Genomic DNA, 18,490 nt, shown 5'->3' with positions numbered 1-18,490 from the left:
ATGCGTGCTCCCAGAGATCTCCGACCTCATCCACTGCTCCGCCGTCTTCCTGCCCGCCGATCCCGCCCGCACCGGCCGCGTCGCCTTCTGGCACCCCGATGGCCGGGACTGCCATGACGGCCTGGCCGGCCCGGCCGGCACCCTCGAAGAGCTGACCGTCATCACCCCCGCGCTCCGCCCGGCCACCGTGACCGCGCTCGTGCTGCCGGTGGCGGACGCGCTTCCCCTGCTCACCCGGGCCCGCGCCGCGGCCGTCCCACCCGCCGTCCCACCCGCCGGCCCGCCCGTCGACACCCCTGCCGGCACCGCCGCGCCGGGCCCGGGCGCCACCCCCGCCGCCGCCTTCTGGGGCGCCGCCGCCCTGCTCGCCCTGCGCTTCGCCGCCCGCGGGCTGCTGCTGCCCGGCCTGTCCCCCACCGACCACGACGCCTGGCGCATCGGCCCACTGGACGCCGCCGACCTCGCGCAGGTGCGGGAGCTGGCCGCGGCGATGCCGCCCGCCGCCCGTTGCATCGCCGTGCCGCCGGCCCGCGCCGACGGCGACCCGCTGCGGCTGCCCGCGCCCGAGCCGCTGCTGCGCGCCTTCCTCGACGCGGTCGCCGACACCCTCCCCCGCTCCCCCGCCGCCCCGGCCGCCGCGGACGGACCGGCCTTCGCCGCGCCCGAACCCGGCCGGTACCCCGGCCTGCGCCCCTGGGTCGCCGAGGTGGCGGCCGGCCAGGATGCCGGCGTACGGATCTCCCTGCGCATCGAACTGACGGACCGGCCGGACCGGCCCGAGGCCCCTGGCTTCCGTGCCGTCCTCCAGCTGCACAGCCTCTCCGATGCGGCTGTGGTCGCCGATGCCGCCGAGGTGTGGGCCGGTTCGGGCGCCGCAGCCGCCGGTTTCGCCCCGCGTGCCCGGATGGACGCACTGCTCGCGCTGCGCCGGGCCGCCCGCCTGTGGGCCCCGCTCACCCCGCTGCTCACCGCCGCCGTTCCCGGTTCCGTCGAGCTCGCCGACGAGGAGGTCACCGAACTGCTCGGTGGGGCCGCGCAGGCCCTGGCCGCAGACGGGGTCCAGGTGCACTGGCCCCGCGGAGTCGCCCACGGCCTCACCACCCACGCCGTGGTCGGTGGCGGCCCGGACCACACCGACCCGAACCGCACCGGCCCAAACCGCACGGACCCCGACCGCACCGGCCCGGCCCCCGCCGGCACGCTCGGCCCCGTCGGCACACCCGGCCTGCTCTCCCCCGACGCCCTGCTCTCCTTCGACTGGCGCCACTCCCTCGGCGACCGGGCCGACGACCTCACCCCTGCCGAACTCGACCGGCTCGCCGAATCGCACCGCCCCCTGGTACGCCTGCGCGACCAGTGGGTGCTGATCGACCCGGCCGAAGCTCGCCGGGCTCGCGCCCGGCAGGACCGCAAGGTCACGGCCGCCGACGCGCTGGCCGCCGTACTCACCGGATCGGCCGAGGTCGACGGCCGGCAGGTGGCGGTCACCGCGACCGGCCCGCTGGCCCGGCTGCGCGCCGAGCTCGCCGCGGACCCCGAGGATCCGGCCGCCCGCGCGGCGCCGTACGCACAGCAGTCGATCGCCCAGCAGACGATCACCCAGCCCGCCGCCCTCACCGCCGAACTCCGCGACTACCAGCTGCGCGGCCTCGCCTGGCTGGCCCGGATGACCGCCCTCGGCCTCGGCGGCTGCCTCGCCGACGACATGGGCCTTGGCAAGACCATCACCCTCATCTCCCTCCACCTGCACCGGCAGCAGGACCCGGCGACGGCCGGTCCCACCCTCGTCGTCTGTCCGGCCTCCCTGCTCGGCAACTGGCAGCGGGAGTTCGCCCGGTTCGCGCCCGGCACCCCCGTCCAGCGGTTCCACGGCTCCGGCCGCAGTCTGGCCGGCCTGCCCGCCGACGCCGTCGTACTCACCACGTACGGCACGCTGCGGCTGGACGCACCCGCCCTCGCCGGCACCCCCTGGGGCCTGGTCGTCGCCGACGAGGCGCAGCACGTCAAGAACCCGCACTCGAGCACCGCCAGGGCCCTGCGCACGGTGCCCGCCCCGGCCCGCGTGGCCCTCACCGGCACCCCGGTCGAGAACAACCTCACGGAGTTGTGGGCGATCCTCGACTGGACCACGCCCGGCCTGCTCGGCCGCCTCGGGACCTTCCGCAACCGCTACGCGGATGCCGTCGAGCGGGGCCGTGACCCCCAGGCAGCCGCGCGGCTGGGGGCCCTCGTACGGCCGTTCCTGCTGCGTCGGCGCAAGTCGGACCCGGGGATCGCCCCGGAACTGCCGCCCAAGACGGAGACCGACCACGCCGTTGCGCTCAGTCCCGAACAGGCCGGGCTGTACGAGGCGGTGGTCCGCGAGACCCTCGCCGCGATCGCGGCGGCGGACGGGATGGAACGCCGCGGGCTGATCGTCAAGCTGCTGACCTCCCTGAAGCAGATCTGCAACCACCCGGCGCAGTACACGAAGGAGGGTGCCGGGGGCGGGAGCGGGGGCGGCCGGTCGGGAAAGCTGGAACTCCTGGACGAGTTGCTGGACACGATCCTCGCCGAGGGCGGCTCGGTGCTGGTCTTCACCCAGTACGTCACCATGGCCAGGATCCTGGAGAAGCACCTGGCGGCCCGCGGGATCGGGACCCAGCTGCTGCACGGCGGCACTCCGGTGCCGCGCCGCGAGGAGCTGGTGGACCGCTTCCAGTCCGGCGAGGTCCCGGTGTTCCTGCTCTCCCTCAAGGCGGCGGGCACCGGCTTGAACCTCACCCGGGCCGCCCACGTCGTGCACTACGACCGCTGGTGGAACCCGGCCGTGGAGGAACAGGCCACCGACCGCGCCTACCGGATCGGCCAGACCCAGCCCGTCCAGGTCCACCGCATCATCGCCGAAGGCACCCTCGAGGACCGGATCGCGCGGCTGCTGGAACGCAAGCGGGCACTGGCCGATGCCGTGCTGGCCGGGGGCGAGGCGGCGCTGACCGAACTGACCGATGCGGAACTGGCCGAGCTCGTCGCCCTGCGCGCGGAGCGGGACGGAGAAAACGGACGATGACCGCTGACCACGACCACGACCACACGTATGGACACGAGAAGATCTTCCCGGCCCTGCCGGCGGCGGCCGGCCGCGGCTTCGCGCAGACCTGGTGGGGCAGGACCTGGCTGGCCGCGCTGGAGGACAGTGCGCTGGACGGCGAACAGCTGCGGCACGGGCGCCGGTTCGCGCGCTCCGGGGCGGTCGGCGCGGTGTCCGTCCGGCCCGGCCGGCTGACCGCGGTGGTCCGCGACCCGGACGGGACCGCCCACCGGACGGACGTCCTGGTGCAGACGTTCACCGACTCCGAGTGGGACCGGGTCCTGGGCATGGCGGCCGGACAGGCGGGGCACATCGCAGCCCTGCTGGACCGGGAGGTGCCGCCGGAACTGGTGGAGGATGCGGCGGCGGCCGGGGTGGACCTGCTGCCGGGCATCGGCGGTCTGGAGCCGAGCTGCGACTGCGGGGAGTGGGACCACTGCCCGCATACGGCGGCGCTCTGTTACCAGGTGGCGCGGCTGCTGGACCGGGACCCCTTTGTGTTGCTGCTGATGCGGGGCCGCGCGGAGCGGGAGGTGCTGGCCGAGCTGGAGGAGCGCAGCGCAGCGGAGGCGGAACCGGCGGCCGACCCGGTGGAAGAAGGGGTTCCGGCCGCGGCGGTGTTCGCGGCCGGGGGCGGGCTGCCGCCGCTGCCAGCCCGGCCGGAGCTGCCGTCGGCGCCGGGTCAGCCGCCGCTGCTGGACGCGGAGTCGGAACCGGAGCTCGATGTGGACGCGGTGGAGTTCCTGGCGCAGGTGGCGGCCGGGGAGGCGTACCGGCTGCTGGCCGAGGCGCTCGCGCCGGGCCACGCCGACCGGCCGCTGCCGGCCGGCGCGCCGTCGGTGGCCGAGGATGCGGTACGGCTGGCCGCCGAGGCCTCGGACGTACGAGTACGGGCCCGCCTGGCGCGGGCTTCGGGCCGGGACCGGGCCGCGCTGGAGCTCGCAGTGCGGGCCTGGCGCTTCGGCGGGGCGGCGGCTCTGGCGGTACTGGAGGAGGACTGGACCCCGAACCGGCCCGCCCTGGCCCGGGCCACGGCCGCGCTGACGGCGGCCGAGGCGGACGGCGCGGGGCCGGGCGAGGGGACCGGGCTGCGCCGGGTGCGGGCGCGCTGGACCCTACCGGGCGGGGAGGCCCAGCTGCGGCTGGGGCGGGAGGGCCGCTGGTGGCCGTACCGGAAGGAGGCGGGGCGGTGGGTCCCGGCGGGACCGGGCGCCCCGGACCCGGCAACTGCGCTGGCCGCGCTGGAACCGGATCCGGAGCCGGAACCAGAACCGGAACCGGCTTAGGCATTCGGGGCCGGCGTCGGGGACGGTCCAGGCATCGGCCCCCGGACCCGGCAACGGCCCTGACCACGCCGGAACCAGAACCAGAACCGGCATCGGCATCGGCATCGGGGACGGGGGCGGGGACGGCATCGGGGACGGTCCCAGCATCAGCCCCCGGACCCGGCAACGGCCCCCGACCACGCCGGAACCGGAACCAGAACCGGCATCCGTCGGGGACGATCCCGGCATCCGCCCCGGCCTGCCCGCAGGCCGGCGATGCCCGCCGCCTCCTCTTCGGCGGCGGTGAGCCCAGCGAGGATGCCGGCGGCACGCCGGACCAGCGCGTCACCGGCACCGGCACCGGCCCAAGCCCCGGCCTCAGCCTCAACCTCAGCCCCAGCCCCAGCCCCAGCCCCAGCCCCAGCCCCAGCCCCAGCCCCGAAGTCTTAAGCCGATCGCCCCCTGAAGGCCCCCCGCCCCCACCCTCCGGCCGCCGGGGGACAGCTTTCGGCCGAGCCCGAACCTGGCCTCCCGTGCCCCGGTTTGGGCACCGCCCGGGCGGGGAGGAGGCCGGGCGCAGGGGCATCCGATGCGGGCGGGCGTGGGAGCGATGCATGGCGAGTGAGGCGGCGGTGGCGTTGCCGGGCGGGGCCGATCCGGTGGAGCGCTCGCGGCTGCTGCGCCGGGCGCATGCCGTGTTCACGGCGGAGGGACGGGTCGTGGCCCCGGTGCGGGCCGTGATCGCGAAGTCCTGGCGGCGCTGCGCGCGGGCCAGACTGAGCCCGGAGTGCTCGGCGCGGGTGGAGCTGCCGGACGCGGACCTGTACGCCTACCGCGAGCAGCACCCCCTCGCCCGGGTAATGCCGGTGTTCCGGGACCTGGTAGGGGCCTTCGCGGCGCACGAACGGCACCTGCTCGCCGTGTGCGACGCCCGCGGCAGCCTGCTGTGGGTGGAGGGCGATTCCGGGACGCTGGACCGGGCGGCCGGGCTCGGCTTCGTACCGGGTGCGCGGTGGGCCGAGACGGCGATGGGCACGAACGCCCCCGGTACGGCGGTGGCGGTCGGCGAGGCCGTGCAGGTCTTCGGGGCCGAGCACTTCAGCCGCAGCGTGCATCCCTGGACTTGTGCCGCCGCGCCGGTGCGCGATCCCCGGACCGGGCGGCTGCTGGGCGCGGTGGACATCACCGGAGGTGACGGGCTGGCGCATCCCCATTCGCTGGCCTTCGTCCAGGCGGTGGCGCGGGCCGCCGAATCGCAGCTCGCCCTGCTGGGGGCGGCGGCCGGGGCTGCGGCCGGGCCGCCGGCGGACCGGCTGCAGGCGCTCGGCCGGGACGAGGCGCTGCTGGTGTGTGCCGGGCGCACGCACCGGTTGGGCCGTCGGCACAGCGAGATCATGGCGCTGCTCGCGCACCATCCGGAGGGTCTGTCCGGGGACGAACTGCTGATCGCGCTGTACGAGGACGAGCGCGCCTCCGCGGTGACCCTGCGGGCCGAACTGTCCCGCCTGCGCGGCCTGGTGGGGCCGGATGTGCTGCGGTCCCGGCCGTACCGGACGGCCGCTCCGCTGGTGGCGGACTTCGTGTCGGTGTCCCGGCTGCTGGCCACCGGTGCGACATCGGCGGCGCTCGCCGAGTATCCGGGGCCGCTGCTGCCCGCCTCCGCCGCGCCGGGGATCGTCCGGCTGCGGCGGCGCATCGAGGAGCAGGCGCGGGCGGCGCTGCTGGCGCGCGCGGACATCGGGCTGCTGACGGACTGGGTGTGTGCCCCGTGGGGCGAGGACGATCCGGAGGTGTGGGCTGCGCTGGCCGCCGCGCTCCCGCCGGGGGCCAGGCCGGCCGCGCTGGCCCGGGTACGGGCGCTCGATGCCGAACTGGGCGGCGTACACCGGGCCGTTCCGCCCCGGCAGGCGGACGGCGGGGCGCCGGACGCGGGCGGCCGGGGCGGGGACCGGAGCCAGGACCGGGACCGGAGCCAGGACCGAGGCCGGGACCGGGACCGGGACCGGGGTGCAACGTTTCCGCAACCTGCCCGCTCCTAGCCTCCCCACCAAGCGCCGCCCGACGGCGGACGGCGCCCGGCAAGGGGAGGACACCGTCATGGCCCGTTTCGCAGCTCCCGGCACCGAGGGCGCACTCATGTCGTACGCGTCCCGCTACGACCACTTCATCGGCGGCGCGTACGTGGCGCCCGCCGGCGGCCGGTACTTCGCCAATCCGTCCCCGGTGACCGGTGAGGTGTTCACCGAGGTCGCGCGGGGTACGGCGGAGGACGTCGAGCGGGCGCTGGACGCGGCACACGCGGCGGCCCCGGCCTGGGGGCGCACTCCGGCGGCCGAACGCTCGGCGATACTGCTGCGCATCGCGGACCGGATGGAACAGAACCTGCAGGCGCTGGCGGTGGCCGAGACCTGGGAGAACGGCAAGCCGGTACGGGAGACCCTGGCGGCGGACCTTCCGCTGGCCATCGACCAGTTCCGGTACTTCGCGGGGGCGTTGCGGGCGCAGGAGGGGTCGCTCAGCCAGGTCGACGAGGACACCGTGGCGTACCACTTCCACGAGCCGCTGGGGGTAATCGGGGCGATCATCCCGTGGAACTTCCCGATCCTGATGGCGGTGTGGAAGCTGGCGCCCGCGCTGGCCGCCGGCAACACGGTCGTCCTGAAGCCGGCCGAGCAGACCCCGGCCTCGGTGCACTACTGGCTGGGCCTGGTCGCGGACCTGCTGCCGCCGGGGGTGGTGAACATCGTCAACGGCTTCGGCGAGGAGGCCGGGAAGCCGCTGGCCTCCAGCCCGCGGGTGGCGAAGATCGCCTTCACCGGGGAGACCTCCACCGGCCGGCTGATCATGGGTTATGCGGCGGAGAACCTGAAGCCGGTGTCCCTGGAGCTCGGCGGCAAGAGCCCGAACCTGTTCTTCGACGACATCTGGTCCGTCGACGACGACCTCCGGGACAAGGCCCTGGAGGGCTTTGCGATGTTCGCGCTCAACCAGGGCGAGGTGTGCACGTGTCCGTCGCGCGCCCTGATCGAGCGCGGCCGGTACGGGGACTTCCTCGACGCGGCGATCGCCCGCACCGAACTGATCGTGCCGGGCCATCCGTTGGACACCGAGACGATGATCGGCGCGCAGGCCTCGGAGGAGCAGCTGAAGAAGATCCTGGGGTACCTGGAGATCGGGCAGCAGGAGGGCGCGAAGATCCTGACGGGCGGCGGCCGGCAGGAACTGGAGGGCGAGCTGGCGGGCGGCTTCTACGTCCAGCCGACGATCTTCGAGGGAGACAACCGGATGCGGATCTTCCAGGAGGAGATCTTCGGCCCGGTGGTGTCGGTGACATCCTTCCAGGACTTCGAGGACGCGATCCGCATCGCGAACGACACGGCGTACGGCCTGGGCGCGGGGGTGTGGACCCGCGACATCAACACGGCGTACCGGGCGGGCCGGGCCATCCAGGCGGGCCGGGTGTGGACGAACTGCTACCACGCGTACCCGGCCCACGCCGCCTTCGGCGGCTACAAGCAGTCGGGCATAGGCCGCGAAACCCACAAGATGATGCTGGACCACTACCAGCAGACCAAGAACCTCCTGGTCTCCTACTCCCCGAAGAAGCTGGGCTTCTTCTAGAGTGACAAGTCGGGCTCCTGGAAGGGCAATTACCCTCCTGTAGCCGGTTCCGAAGCGTCACCCAACGACATTCGATCGTCACGCCAAGTGCGGAACGGAGCCGTTCAGTCGCGCCTCCCGGACCAGTCACGGACCAGATTCCTGCCCGGAGTGAGGCAGGCGACAACCCTCTGACACGTTCGGCGGCAGGGCGTAGCTGGACGGCACGGCTCTCCAGCGCGACCCGCGGGCGTGGGCACGCCCTTCGTGGCCCACCGCTTTCATCACGTGGTCCGGCACGACCATCGTGCTGGCGGCCGTGCGCCTGGCCTGGTACGTCAACTCACCCCAGAGTGGAGGGGACCGATTGGGAGCGGAGGCGGAGAAGACCTTCCGGCGAGCGTGGTACGAGTGGAGTCACCGAGCCACCTGGTCCTGGCAGCGCCTGGAAGACCAGGACTTCTCGGTGTACACCGTCGTCAGCGACGCCTTCGGGCGCCGCCGCAAGGGGAAGCCCGAGGCCCACGCCTCCTTCCGCCAGCTCACCGCCGACTGGATCCGCCAGGCACGCAAAGAAGCCGGCCGCCCTGCCACCACGCCCCGGCAGCTGGTGGCAGTCAAGACACCCGCCCTCCACCGAACCCACCACAGCGAGCCGGAACGAGACCCCCTCACCCCATGGGAGGCATCAGTCATCGCCACCTACCAGGTGGCCTTCAACCGAAAGGCCAGCACCACCGCGCTGCTCGTTCCCCACCTAGTCGCCGAGCAACTGCTCGCATGCGCCTCCCACGACATGCCGGTCCAGCGCCCTGCCCGCAGGCGTGCTGCTCGAGCGGTGGGACCACGCCCGCTCTACCCGCTCCTGACCGGCCTCGCCGTCAGCTCGCCGGGAGCGCAGCGCGATCAGGTCGGCGGCATGCGCTGAACTGCAGCCATACTGCTGGTCACGCCCTTTCGGCCAGACTGTGGCCCGGCGGGGTCCGGTTCGGCGAGAGCGAGGCTGCTCCGGTCGAGCGGGCGTACTCGGTGGGAGTCTGACCGTAGTGCTTCTTGAAAGCTCGGGTGAAGTGGCTGCCGTCCGCGAACTGCCAGTGTGCGGCGAGTTCCGAAATGCTCAGGCGCCCTGACGGCGAGACAAGGGCGAGCCGGGCCTCATGCAGTCGCCGGTGGCGGATGTAGGTGGTCACCTGCTCACCCACCGCGGCGAATGCCCGGTGCAGCGTACGGACGGAAACGTTGAGTTCACGCGCAAGCATCGCCGGAGAGAGTTCGGGATCAGCGAGCCGACGGTCCGCGAGGTCCTTGGCCGCCTGGGCGAGCGCGGGAGCCAACCGGGGTTCCACGTCGTCGAACCGGCCCTTCGCCACCGCCTTGGCCAGCTCGACCAGGGTGCCTTGGGCAGCTTCCACACCGGCCGGACCGAGGTCGGCCACGGTTGTGTGAATCATGTCTGTAAGGGCCGTCAGCAAGCGCATCTCGGCCGAGTCCGCCGGCCCGGTGATGACCCGGCTCCCGAGCAGGGGCTTGAGCTCGCCGGGGGGCAGGACAAGGAACTTCGCCGTGAGGTGCGCCGACGTCTCGAAGGCAGTCAGACGCCCGAGGTGCCGGACGAGGAACTGGCCGGCCGACACGGTCCGGTCGCCGTAACCGGGCGGGCCCCCCAGAGTCCATGCGCCGCGCCGCACGACGTACATGGCAATGAGATCCTGATCGCCGCCCGGGACCTCCGCGGTCCGGGTTGCCGACGCGGCGTGAAGATCGGCGATCGCCGCGCCGTGCACCTTGGCCACGTTGCCCTTGACCCGGAAGTCACCGATGGTATCCGGGCTGAAGGCCGGCAGTTGGAAGACATCGTCGCCGACCTGCGTCTCCCACCCGCGCCGGAAGACGTCGAGTCCCCGCGGTGCGGAGCCCGGGGCAGTCGAGTCCACTGCGAACACCCCGCGGTTGCCGTCGACTTCCGCTCCAGTGCCGTGCATCCCGCTCCGATCTCCTCGTATTCCATGCTTCAACACCATCATTGGTGATCGTGTTCCGCAGGACCCGCCATGACCCATGTGGACACCGTGCCAATCTTCCTATGGACGGCTCGCATGGCAGCGGTCGAGAGGCAGAGCTGATGCTTCTGATACGGCGAGATGAGCTGAGCGCCGGGCTGTCGGCTGACGTGATCGCTGAAATCGGCGCCGAGGGCGGCCGTTGTGGCAGGTACGGCATCAGGCCGGGCTCGCTTCGCGGTCACGGAAGCCGGCCGTCGGCGCCGGCGCGAAACACCGGCTGTCACTCGTCGACCGGCTCCTGACCACTACGTTCCGACCACGATGCTGCCGAACTGGCAGCGCTTCGTCAGCGAGGACCCTCCGGAGTCCGAGCTGCTGGGAAGTGACTGGCGCGCAGTTTGCCGCGTGGGCCGATGGCGTCGGCCACGCCCAGGCAGGTGCTACCTCGGAAGACACCGAGTTCGTACTGCACAGACCCGGTGTCGACGGAACGGACCGTGAGCGCGATCTCGTAGTTGCCCGGGTAGGTCACCTCGCCAGATACTGGATCTGGTACGACCGGGGCGGCAGATCCGGCACCGAGCCCCCAACAGCCGTCCCGATCGAGTCCAGGATGAATGCGGCGACGGCCTCGTCGTACCAAGTGGCCAGCGCGATGAAGTTGACATGCTGGTTGGAGTCGACGTCACCGATCCGCGAACGCAGTGGGACCCAGTACGCGTAGTGGGCACGGTGCAGGCGCTCGGGGCGCGGACGGGTGGTGGCCGACTCTCCTGCCACCCCTGTCTCCGGCAGCTGCATCTCGTCGAGATCGGCGATCAGCTCGTCCGGAAGCCGGAGCGGTCCCGAGTTGTCGGCCAGCACGACCGTAGCGTCGCCGCTGCCCACACGCTTGTCGCCGACCATGGCCTCCTGTCCGAAGGTGACGGAGGAGCGCCCGACCCGGCGAACGCCAGTGTGCACCTGCACGCGGGTACCGACCGGTCCGGCCGGAGCGAGCCGGCTGACCCGTTGACCGACGAGCAGTATCCGGAACGGGCCGAACCCCTTTTCACCGATGAGGCGTTCGAAACGGTGCAGCCGCAGCCGAATCCGGGCGTCTTCCAGCCAGCGGGCCACACCCATCGTGCTTGCCGAGCCGTCTCGGCCCAGATCAGCCTGCCGCACCGGGACGTCGACCTGGACGCCGGCACTCTGATTTTCAGGAGAGTTCATGCACGACGACCTCATGTCAACGTCAACTCCGCGACCAAGTCGGACAATGCCTGCCGCGACCGCGTCCCACCGGGAACCATCCGTGCCGGTGCCGGCTCCGGTCACCTGCAGCTGGCGCGACTCGGCAGTCAGCGGGCGATCGAGATCGCGAAGGGCTCGAATCCGCTGGACCGAATGACGTGCGGGACGAACAGTATCGCGGCCTCCGTGGCGCGGGCGGTCTGGATCCCGCCGAGATCGGTGATCCATTCCTTGTTCCAGCCGAGGTCGACGAGGAGTTCGCGGACGGTCTGCTTGGCCAGCGGGTCCTCGCCGGAGAGGAAGACGGTTGGCGTCTGGGTGAGCATGGCCGGTGCGGTCATGACCGGGAAGAGCATGGTGTTGAGCGTCTTGACGACCCGCGTTTCGGGGAGCGCCTCTTGCAGTTGCTCGGCGAGGCTCGATCCGGGGTAAATGAGGTCGGCGGGCAGTCCGTCCGGTCCGTCGACGGTGGCGTTGGAGACGTCGACGAGGATCTTGTCGTGCAGCTCTTTGCGCAGGGCGGCGAGACGTTCCAGGGAGCCGGCGCCCGGGGTGGCGTTGATGACGATCCGGGCCATCCGGGCGGCATCAACGGCGGCGCCCGGCTCGCGGTCCGCCACCGTCACCTCGTGTCCTGCGCGGGTGAGGGCTGCGGCCAGATTGCCTCCGACGCGGCCGTTTCCGAGAACTGCGATCGTGGTCATGGTGATGTCCTTGCGTGGGTGCGGTTGTGGTGTACGGGGTCAGCGGGAGAGCGTGGCGACGGCCGCGGCGTGGACGCCGGGCGCGGCGGCCAGGAAGCTCTCGCTCTGCGGGGTCCAGGGGTGGCCCTCGGCGTCGGAGATCTGTCCGCCTGCCTCGGTGACGAGCAACGCCCCGGGCAGCAGGTCCGCGCGGGCGCCGGCGAACTGCCAGAAGGCGTCGATCCGGCCGGCGGCCACATTCGTCAGGTGCAGGGTCGCGGGCACGGCGGTGCGGACGACGAGCGCGTCGAAGAGCATCTCGGTGATCGAGGAGCCGACGCGCCGAACGACCTTCTCGTCCTCGTCCGGCCGGGCCTGGCTGGTGGCCACGATGCTCAGGCCGAGGTCCGCGGTCGCGGAGACGCGCAGTGGCCGGCCGTCGAGGTAGGCCCCGGCGCCGGTGAGCGCGGTGTAGGTCTCGCCGGTCAACGGCAGGTGGACCGCGGTGAGCACCGGCTGGTTCTCCCGTACGAGGGTGGCGGTCACAGCCCACTCGGGCAGGGCGTGCAGGTGGTTGACGTTGCCTTCGGCCGGATCCACGACCCACCACTCGCCGGGCGGCAGCGCCCCGCCGTCCAGCTCATCCTCCACCCAACTGGCCTCCGGGCGCAGGCTCGTGAGACGGGGGCGCAGGATGTCGAGGGCTGTGTTGTCGTTGGCGGCGAGCGCGTGCATCAGCTCTTCGCGGGTCTGGTAGCGGACTACGTCGCCGAAGCGCTCGCGCAGCGCCGCACCGGCTGCGCGTACGGCGGCTGCGGTCTGATCGAGCAGGTCGGCGTCGGAGGTGGCGACGTCGGTGGTCTGAAGCGTTTCGGACATGGTGGTGCTCCTGTCTGAGGAGGGGAGATGAGGCCGGTCGGGGCCGAACTGCGTGTCGCTTCTTGCGCTTTCGGCTCGAAGGTATATAGGCCCATCATTAACTTCAAATGCATGTGAAGAACGGCAAGGATTACTCGTATGCAATTGGATGTGAATCTGCCCGCCGCGCTCGACGCGCTGCCGGAGGAGGGCAGTACGGCCGGGGCTGACACGCGCCCGCACGTCACCGGCGCCGCGATGAGGCGCAGTCTGGGCCGCATTTCGGCGCACGGCGGAGGGATGATGCGCGTTGTGGGAGTGCCGTGGGCGCGGGGGAAGGCTCAGTCGAGCAGTTCGGCAGCCCGTTCAGCGATGGCGTAGACGGTCGCGTTGGTGTTGGCCGAGGGGATCGACGGCATCACCGAGGCATCGGCGACCCGCAGGCCGGCGACCCCGTGTACGCGAAGGTTTGCAGGGTCGACGACGGCGTCGGCGTCGGTTCCCATGCGGCAGGTGCCGGTGAAGTGGAAGTAGGGGCCGGTAGCCTTGCGGATGAACTCTTCCACGGATTCGCCGCTCGTACCGGAGCCCGGCACCGCTTCCTGCTTGCGCCAGTCGGCGAACGCGTCGGCCTCTCCGATGCGGCGTGCCACTTCCAGGCCCTTGCGCATGACCTCCAGGTCACGCTCGTCGCTCAGATAGCCGGGATCGACGACGGGAGTGCTGGCGGGATGGGCGTCCGCCAGGCGCACGGTGCCGCTGCTGTGCGGAGCCATCGCGGAGAAAGCGATGGAGTAGCCGCCCGCCGGCGGCTGGCCCCATGCCGACGGGAGCGGTGCGGCGACGATGTAGACCTGGAGGTCCGGCCGGACCGCGGCGGGGTCGCTGTACAGCAGGCCCATCATTTCGGCCGGCGGGTTGGCGGGAACGAACGGTACGGGCCGGCTGGCCTCGTACACCACTGCCGCCATCGGATGGTCCTGCAGATGGGATCCCACTCCCGGCAGGTCGGCGACGACGTCGATGCCGTTTTCGCCAAGGTGTCGTGCCGGGCCGATCCCTGACAGCATCAGGAGGTGCGCGGAACCGATGGCCCCCGCGGTCAACATGACCTCGGCGCTCTCGACGGACAGGTGCTCGCCACCCACGGTGTACTCGACGCCGGTGCAGCGGCCCGCGGTGATGCGCAGCCGCTGCACGGTCGCGTCCGTGACGACGTCCAGGTTCGGCCGGTCGAGGAACGGACGGACGTAGGCGTCGGCCGCGCTCTGGCGGGCGCCGCCGGGCAGATTCATGTCACTCCACCCGAACCCGGTCTGCAGCCCGCTGCCGATGTCATCGGCGCGTGTGAACCCAGCCTGCACCGCGGCGTCGACGCACGCCGTGGCAAGCGGATGGGGTTCCGGAACCGGGGCGACCACGACCGGCCCGTCCGTGCCCCGCACGGAGGCATCACGACTGCGAGTGCTCTCGCTGCGGCGGAAATAGGGCAGCAGATCGTCGAAACCCCAGCCCGGAGCACCGAGTCCGGGCCATTCGTCGTAACCGGAGCAGTGCCCCCGCAGGTGGTAGAGGCCGTTGATGCTCGAGGATCCGCCGAGCGCCTTACCGCGCAACACGTCAGCGGCCCTGCCTGTACCGGCCTGCACGGTCGAGGAGCCCAGCCAGAGGGATGACGGGGCGAACCCCAGGAACCCCCAAGGAGAGGCCATCGCCTCGGTCGCGTCCCGGGCTCCTGCCTCCAGCAACAGCACCCGCACGCCGGGGCGTTCCGAAAGCCGGGAGGCAATCACGCACCCCGCTGTCCCCGCTCCCACAACGACATAGTCATAAGGACTCTGGCCCATCATGTCTCCGCTTCCCACGGCAGCACTGTCCGACCACCGGGTTTCAGGAAAAGAGCTCTTCGACGATCAAAGAGCTGATTGCTTGCATGTACTCAAGGGGCCGAAAAGTTGGGGTGGTTGTCTTCGGGTCGGCCCTGTGGCTCGCTCGGCCGCCTCCGAGCTCGGCGACGCGCAGAAGGCGTGGAACCGGCTGATCAGCAGCGAACGGGTTCCAGTGGAGCAGGGCTGTCCGGAGGCAGGCTGCGCGCGCTGCTGGTGCTGACGGACACCGAGGTGGCCCGGTGGCAAATGATCACCTTGATCCGTCGGGCCTGGGTGCACCCGGTCCGGCCATTGCCGATCATCCTGTTGGGGATGCCGATGTCGGCGCCCGTACCTGCGATGACGGCCGCGCGGCTAGACTTCTCTTGTTTCACGAGTTTCTTGTCCTTGGTGTGTACCCGTCCTTGAACAGCCCGGGTTTCCCTTCTGCCGTTGAATCCTAGGAATACCGACACGGCACGTACTTGAACCTGCGCGACGTTCGTTCGGAACGTCAGCGCCATGCGAGTGGCGAGACAGTCGGCGTCAACACAGCACCGCTCCAGCGGCATCGACGCCTCGGCGGGGACCCCTGCCCGGCGCCCCCGTGGCCCGCTCGCGCCGACCGCCCGCACCCAGTTGCGCAGGGCTTCGGGATCGACCCCGAGACCGGCCAGCCGCCGCACCCAGGCGAAACGGCGAGGTTAGCTCCGGGCATGCAAGGCGCGCTCTAGCGCACTCATGCTGATGTCGATGACCGTGCGGAGCTGCTTCTGGCTCGCCCTGGTCTTGCTCATCACGGCCAGCGACTGGTTGACCGCCGTTATGTGAACCGCGAAGTCGTCAGCATCGCCTTCGGCCAACTGCGCGGCGTTCAAAGCGGTCCGCAGCCGAGCATGCTGAGAGTCCAGAGCTTCGATCACGCGTGCGGCGATGGTGGGGCTGAGCGCCGGTGCCGCCATCACGGTCTGGGCGATCAGGCATCCGTCAGGTACGTCAGGGTCGGCGATGCGCTGCAGGGTGACGTCGAAGAACGCCCGTACCGCCTGGAGCGGTTCCTCGGACGCACGTGAAAGCGCCTGGTCGTACCTCTTTCCGTACCGCGCGGCGTAGCGGTCCAGGCAGCGCAGGTAGAGCGAGTCTTTGTCGCCGAACGAGGAGTAGATGGAACTGCGGTTCAGTCCAGTCGCCCTGGAGAGGTCGTCGAGAGACGTGTCGGCGTATCCGGCCCGCCAGAACTGGACCATCGCCGCGTCGAGCGCGATGCCCACGTCGAACTGCTTCTTCCCGGCCATCACGCATGCACCTCGCTCTTGTACCAGCCGTTGCCGCCCTACCCATCCTATCTTGAACTGATCAGTTCAAGATGCCGTAGGCTTCAAACATGACCGCCGACGCTGTAGCCCCGAACCGCTCCTGCGACCAGAACCCGGTCCCCAGGTTGCCGCTGTACGACCTTGCGGGTTTCACTCACCGCTGGGTCGACGCGGAAGGAATCCGGCTGCATGCCGTGGAAGGCGGCCGGCCGGCCGGTCCCACCGTCGTCCTGCTCGCCGGGTTCCCGCAGACCTGGTGGGCTTGGCGAAAGGTGATGCCCGGTCTTGCCGAGCGATTCCGCGTGATCGCGATCGACCTGCCGGGGCAGGGCCACTCCGACCGCCCTCAAGGGGGCTACGACACGCACACCGTCGCTTCGCGCGTCCAGGCCGCGCTGACCGCGCTCAACGTGCCGAAGTACTGGCTCGCCGCCCACGACATCGGAGCCTGGGTTGCCTTCTCGCTGGCCCTGAAGTACGAAGAGCGCCTGCACGGTGTCGCTCTGCTTGACGCCGGCATTCCCGGAATCACCCTCCCGGACTCCATCCCGACGGACCCCGACCGGGCCTGGAAGACCTGGCACTTCGCCTTCCACTTGGTGCCCGAACTGCCCGAGACTCTGCTCGCCGGCCGCGAGCGTGACTACGTCGGCTGGTTCTTGAAGGTCAAAGCCCTGTCCCCGAACGCCTTCGACGGCGCCGAGATCGACCATTACGCCGCCGCCATCGCGGCCGAGGGAGGGCTTTCAGCATCTCTCGCCTACTACCGCGACGCCGCGGAATCAGCGCGTAGGAATCATGACGCTCTCGAACGTGGGCACTTGACCGTCCCGGTCCTGGGAATCTCCAGCTCCCACGGCTCGATCCCCGACATGGCGGCCTCCGTCAGTCCGTGGGCAGAGAACGCGACCGGCGTCGTCATCCCGCAAGCCGGACACTTCATTCCCGACGAACAGCCCGACGCAACTTTGGACGTGCTGACCGCGTTCATCGATCACGAGCGTGTCACCGCACATGTGCGGCACGGTGACCGGGTCCAATAGCGAGCCCGCTCCCGATCACTCCCAGAACCTCCCATCCCACCCCATCCCCCCCTGCCCCAGGACCGCCCGGACCAAGATCCGGACCATTTCCGGACCAGCCCCGCCAGAGAGTCGCACCTCCTGCCGTTTCCCCTGGTCAGAATGGGTGCAGCTGCTGTACCAACAGCAGACCAAGAACCTGTTGGTCAGCTACTCGCCGAAGAAGCTCGGGTTCTTCTGAGCGCTTAAGAGATCGTCTCGATTGGTGATCAATCAACGCTGGGAGAGCCGGATCTTCGACGGGGCGTACGACGCAGTGACTGCTCATGAGCGGCCCGTCTACGGTGCGTTGAACTTCCGCCGCAAGCCGGTCGGCGGGGCGCCGCGGTTCGGCTCGGCCCACTTCCGGCTGAGGGCTTGCGCAGATCGTCAGGACGAGCTTGACGACTACATTGAGGCGTCTTGGCTGCCCGGTGGAGTGGCACCGGGGCTTCCGACTCGGGGTTGAAGAGATCCGACGTCATCCCGGCTCCGCGGTCAGGAGTACGTCGACTTGGGCACGCAGATCGCGATCGACGGCGTGCTCGATCCTCGGATCGTCGGAGACGCTGCACGCGCCGGCCTCTATGACGTCCAGGCCGTCAAGAAGGTGTGGCACTACCTGGCGCGATTCGGGTCTCCCCGCAAGGTCACGGACCGCTCGGTGGCTTCGGCACCGATGGAGGGGGCTGTACTCGATGGCCTTCGTTGAGGGGCTGGTGCCGGAGGGACTGTGGGCTTTGTTCCGGGCTGTGAGACCGCAGATCCCCACGCGGTGGGTCAGCCGGACTGGAGGCGGGACACTACGACTGTGCGCTGCCGGCGCAGGGCGGCCCGGACATGGGGCCGGGGCGACGCCGAGTTCCTCGTCGGCGTCGCCCCGGTTCATCTGCAAGCACCACGTGTGTCTTCACGGTCTGCGGCTGGCCGGGGCGGGGGTCCCGTCTCGGTCAGCCGGTCCCGCCCCGGGCCGTGGTTCCCGGGGCGGTGACCGGTGTGCGGTTAGGGAAGGAGTGGGAAGAAGACGGCTGTCAGTGGTGCTGTCACGGTGGACGAGCGGTAGCAGCTTGTTCCCGCGAAGGTTGCGGTGTAGGTCGTTGCCGTGATCACTGTGCTGGGGACCGGCAGGTTCGGCGGGGCCAGTGTTGCGACCCCGGCGGCGTTGGTGAGTGCGGTTCCGAGGATGGTGGGGAAGGGCAGGGTGTTGGCCCTGAAGGTGACCAGTTGTCCGGCGAGCGGGGCGGCGGTGGCGGTGACCTTGAGTGTGGCGCTCATTGACGGGATGACGAAGGTGCCGTTGGTGCGCAGGCGGACCTGTGCCGGGGCGGCCGTGAGCGTTGTGGGTGCTGTGTTCACGGTGAGGTTTGCGGTGGTGGCGGAGGCGCTGCGGCAGGGGCCTCCGTTGTAGACGGCGGTGACCGTGCCGTTGGTGGTTGCGGTGGTGGTGACGCAGGCTGTGCCGCTTGCGTTGAGTGCCACGGTCTGGGTGAAGCCGCCGGGGCCGCTGAAGGTGACGGTTCCGGTGGGGGT

At 71.1% G+C, this 18,490-nt stretch carries 13 protein-coding genes and 3 pseudogenes; 7 read left to right on the top strand and 9 right to left on the bottom strand.

What is annotated here, in order from left to right:
• Window positions 1–4: 4 nt before the first annotated feature.
• Window positions 5–3,049, top strand: coding sequence for an SCO1167/SCO6262 family helicase (locus tag ABT123_RS00080; RefSeq protein WP_351307278.1), 3,045 nt, complete (start codon window positions 5–7; stop codon window positions 3,047–3,049).
• Window positions 3,046–4,356, top strand: coding sequence for an SWIM zinc finger family protein (locus tag ABT123_RS00075; protein ID WP_351307275.1), 1,311 nt, complete (start codon window positions 3,046–3,048; stop codon window positions 4,354–4,356). Before ABT123_RS00080 ends, ABT123_RS00075 begins: the two co-directional genes overlap by 4 nt.
• Before the next feature lie 188 nt (window positions 4,357–4,544).
• Here the strand turns inward: ABT123_RS00075 and ABT123_RS36685 are convergent.
• Window positions 4,545–4,688, bottom strand: a pseudogene (locus ABT123_RS36685) (LysR family transcriptional regulator); the annotation flags it as partial.
• A gap of 261 nt (window positions 4,689–4,949) precedes the next feature.
• Between ABT123_RS36685 and ABT123_RS00070 the strand changes: the two are divergent.
• The 3 genes from ABT123_RS00070 to ABT123_RS00060 all read left to right on the top strand — a co-directional run bounded on the left by ABT123_RS00070 (window position 4,950) and on the right by ABT123_RS00060 (window position 8,863).
• The gene (locus tag ABT123_RS00070; protein WP_351307273.1) at window positions 4,950–6,374 is read left to right on the top strand and encodes a GAF domain-containing protein; all 1,425 of its coding nucleotides are present in this window, start codon (window positions 4,950–4,952) and stop codon (window positions 6,372–6,374) included.
• A 58-nt stretch (window positions 6,375–6,432) separates the two neighbouring features.
• Entirely contained in the window at window positions 6,433–7,956 is a 1,524-nt protein-coding gene (exaC, locus tag ABT123_RS00065) for an acetaldehyde dehydrogenase ExaC (protein ID WP_351307270.1), read from the top strand.
• Between the two features lie 346 nt (window positions 7,957–8,302).
• Window positions 8,303–8,863, top strand: a complete 561-nt coding sequence (locus ABT123_RS00060) for a hypothetical protein (RefSeq protein WP_351307267.1) — start codon at window positions 8,303–8,305, stop codon at window positions 8,861–8,863.
• Window positions 8,864–8,882: 19 nt separating this feature from the next.
• Here the strand turns inward: ABT123_RS00060 and ABT123_RS00055 are convergent, their stop codons facing one another.
• The 7 genes from ABT123_RS00055 to ABT123_RS00020 form a co-directional block, all read right to left on the bottom strand.
• Window positions 8,883–9,869 carry a helix-turn-helix domain-containing protein gene (locus ABT123_RS00055; protein WP_351307264.1) on the bottom strand — a complete coding sequence of 329 codons (987 nt, stop codon included), beginning with the start codon at window positions 9,867–9,869 and terminating at the stop codon, window positions 8,883–8,885.
• Window positions 9,870–10,466: 597 nt separating this feature from the next.
• A complete protein-coding gene (locus ABT123_RS00050) occupies window positions 10,467–11,153 on the bottom strand; it encodes an acyl-CoA thioesterase family protein (RefSeq protein ID WP_351307262.1) in 687 nt (228 codons plus the stop codon).
• Between the two features lie 128 nt (window positions 11,154–11,281).
• Window positions 11,282–11,878: an NADPH-dependent F420 reductase gene (locus ABT123_RS00045; RefSeq protein WP_351307260.1), complete on the bottom strand. Its 597-nt coding sequence runs from the start codon at window positions 11,876–11,878 to the stop codon at window positions 11,282–11,284.
• A gap of 39 nt (window positions 11,879–11,917) precedes the next feature.
• A complete protein-coding gene (locus ABT123_RS00040) occupies window positions 11,918–12,736 on the bottom strand; it encodes an inositol monophosphatase family protein (protein ID WP_351307257.1) in 819 nt (272 codons plus the stop codon).
• Window positions 12,737–13,056: 320 nt separating this feature from the next.
• The gene (locus ABT123_RS00030; RefSeq protein ID WP_351308162.1) at window positions 13,057–14,562 is read right to left on the bottom strand and encodes a GMC family oxidoreductase; all 1,506 of its coding nucleotides are present in this window, start codon (window positions 14,560–14,562) and stop codon (window positions 13,057–13,059) included.
• 194 nt (window positions 14,563–14,756) lie between these two features.
• Window positions 14,757–15,107, bottom strand: coding sequence for a hypothetical protein (locus tag ABT123_RS00025; protein WP_351307254.1), 351 nt, complete (start codon window positions 15,105–15,107; stop codon window positions 14,757–14,759).
• A gap of 180 nt (window positions 15,108–15,287) precedes the next feature.
• Window positions 15,288–15,878 (bottom strand): TetR/AcrR family transcriptional regulator, encoded by a 591-nt coding sequence (locus ABT123_RS00020; RefSeq protein WP_351307252.1) that lies wholly within the window; start codon window positions 15,876–15,878, stop codon window positions 15,288–15,290.
• Between the two features lie 89 nt (window positions 15,879–15,967).
• Here ABT123_RS00020 and ABT123_RS00015 point away from each other — a divergent pair, with 89 nt between their 5' ends.
• Together ABT123_RS00015 and ABT123_RS00010 are read left to right on the top strand one after the other, a co-directional pair.
• Entirely contained in the window at window positions 15,968–16,942 is a 975-nt protein-coding gene (locus ABT123_RS00015; RefSeq protein WP_351307250.1) for an alpha/beta fold hydrolase, read from the top strand.
• A gap of 256 nt (window positions 16,943–17,198) precedes the next feature.
• Window positions 17,199–17,672: pseudogene (locus tag ABT123_RS00010) on the top strand (DUF3626 domain-containing protein); the annotation flags it as partial.
• A 290-nt stretch (window positions 17,673–17,962) separates the two neighbouring features.
• Here ABT123_RS00010 and ABT123_RS00005 read toward each other — a convergent pair.
• A pseudogene (locus ABT123_RS00005) lies at window positions 17,963–18,490 on the bottom strand (hypothetical protein); the annotation flags it as partial.

Source organism: Streptomyces sp. NPDC002054, assembly GCF_040296685.1.
Taxonomy (GTDB): domain Bacteria; phylum Actinomycetota; class Actinomycetes; order Streptomycetales; family Streptomycetaceae; genus Streptomyces.
The sequence above is the reverse complement of the archived record's forward strand: the minus strand, read 5'-3'. Positions and strand labels throughout refer to the sequence as shown.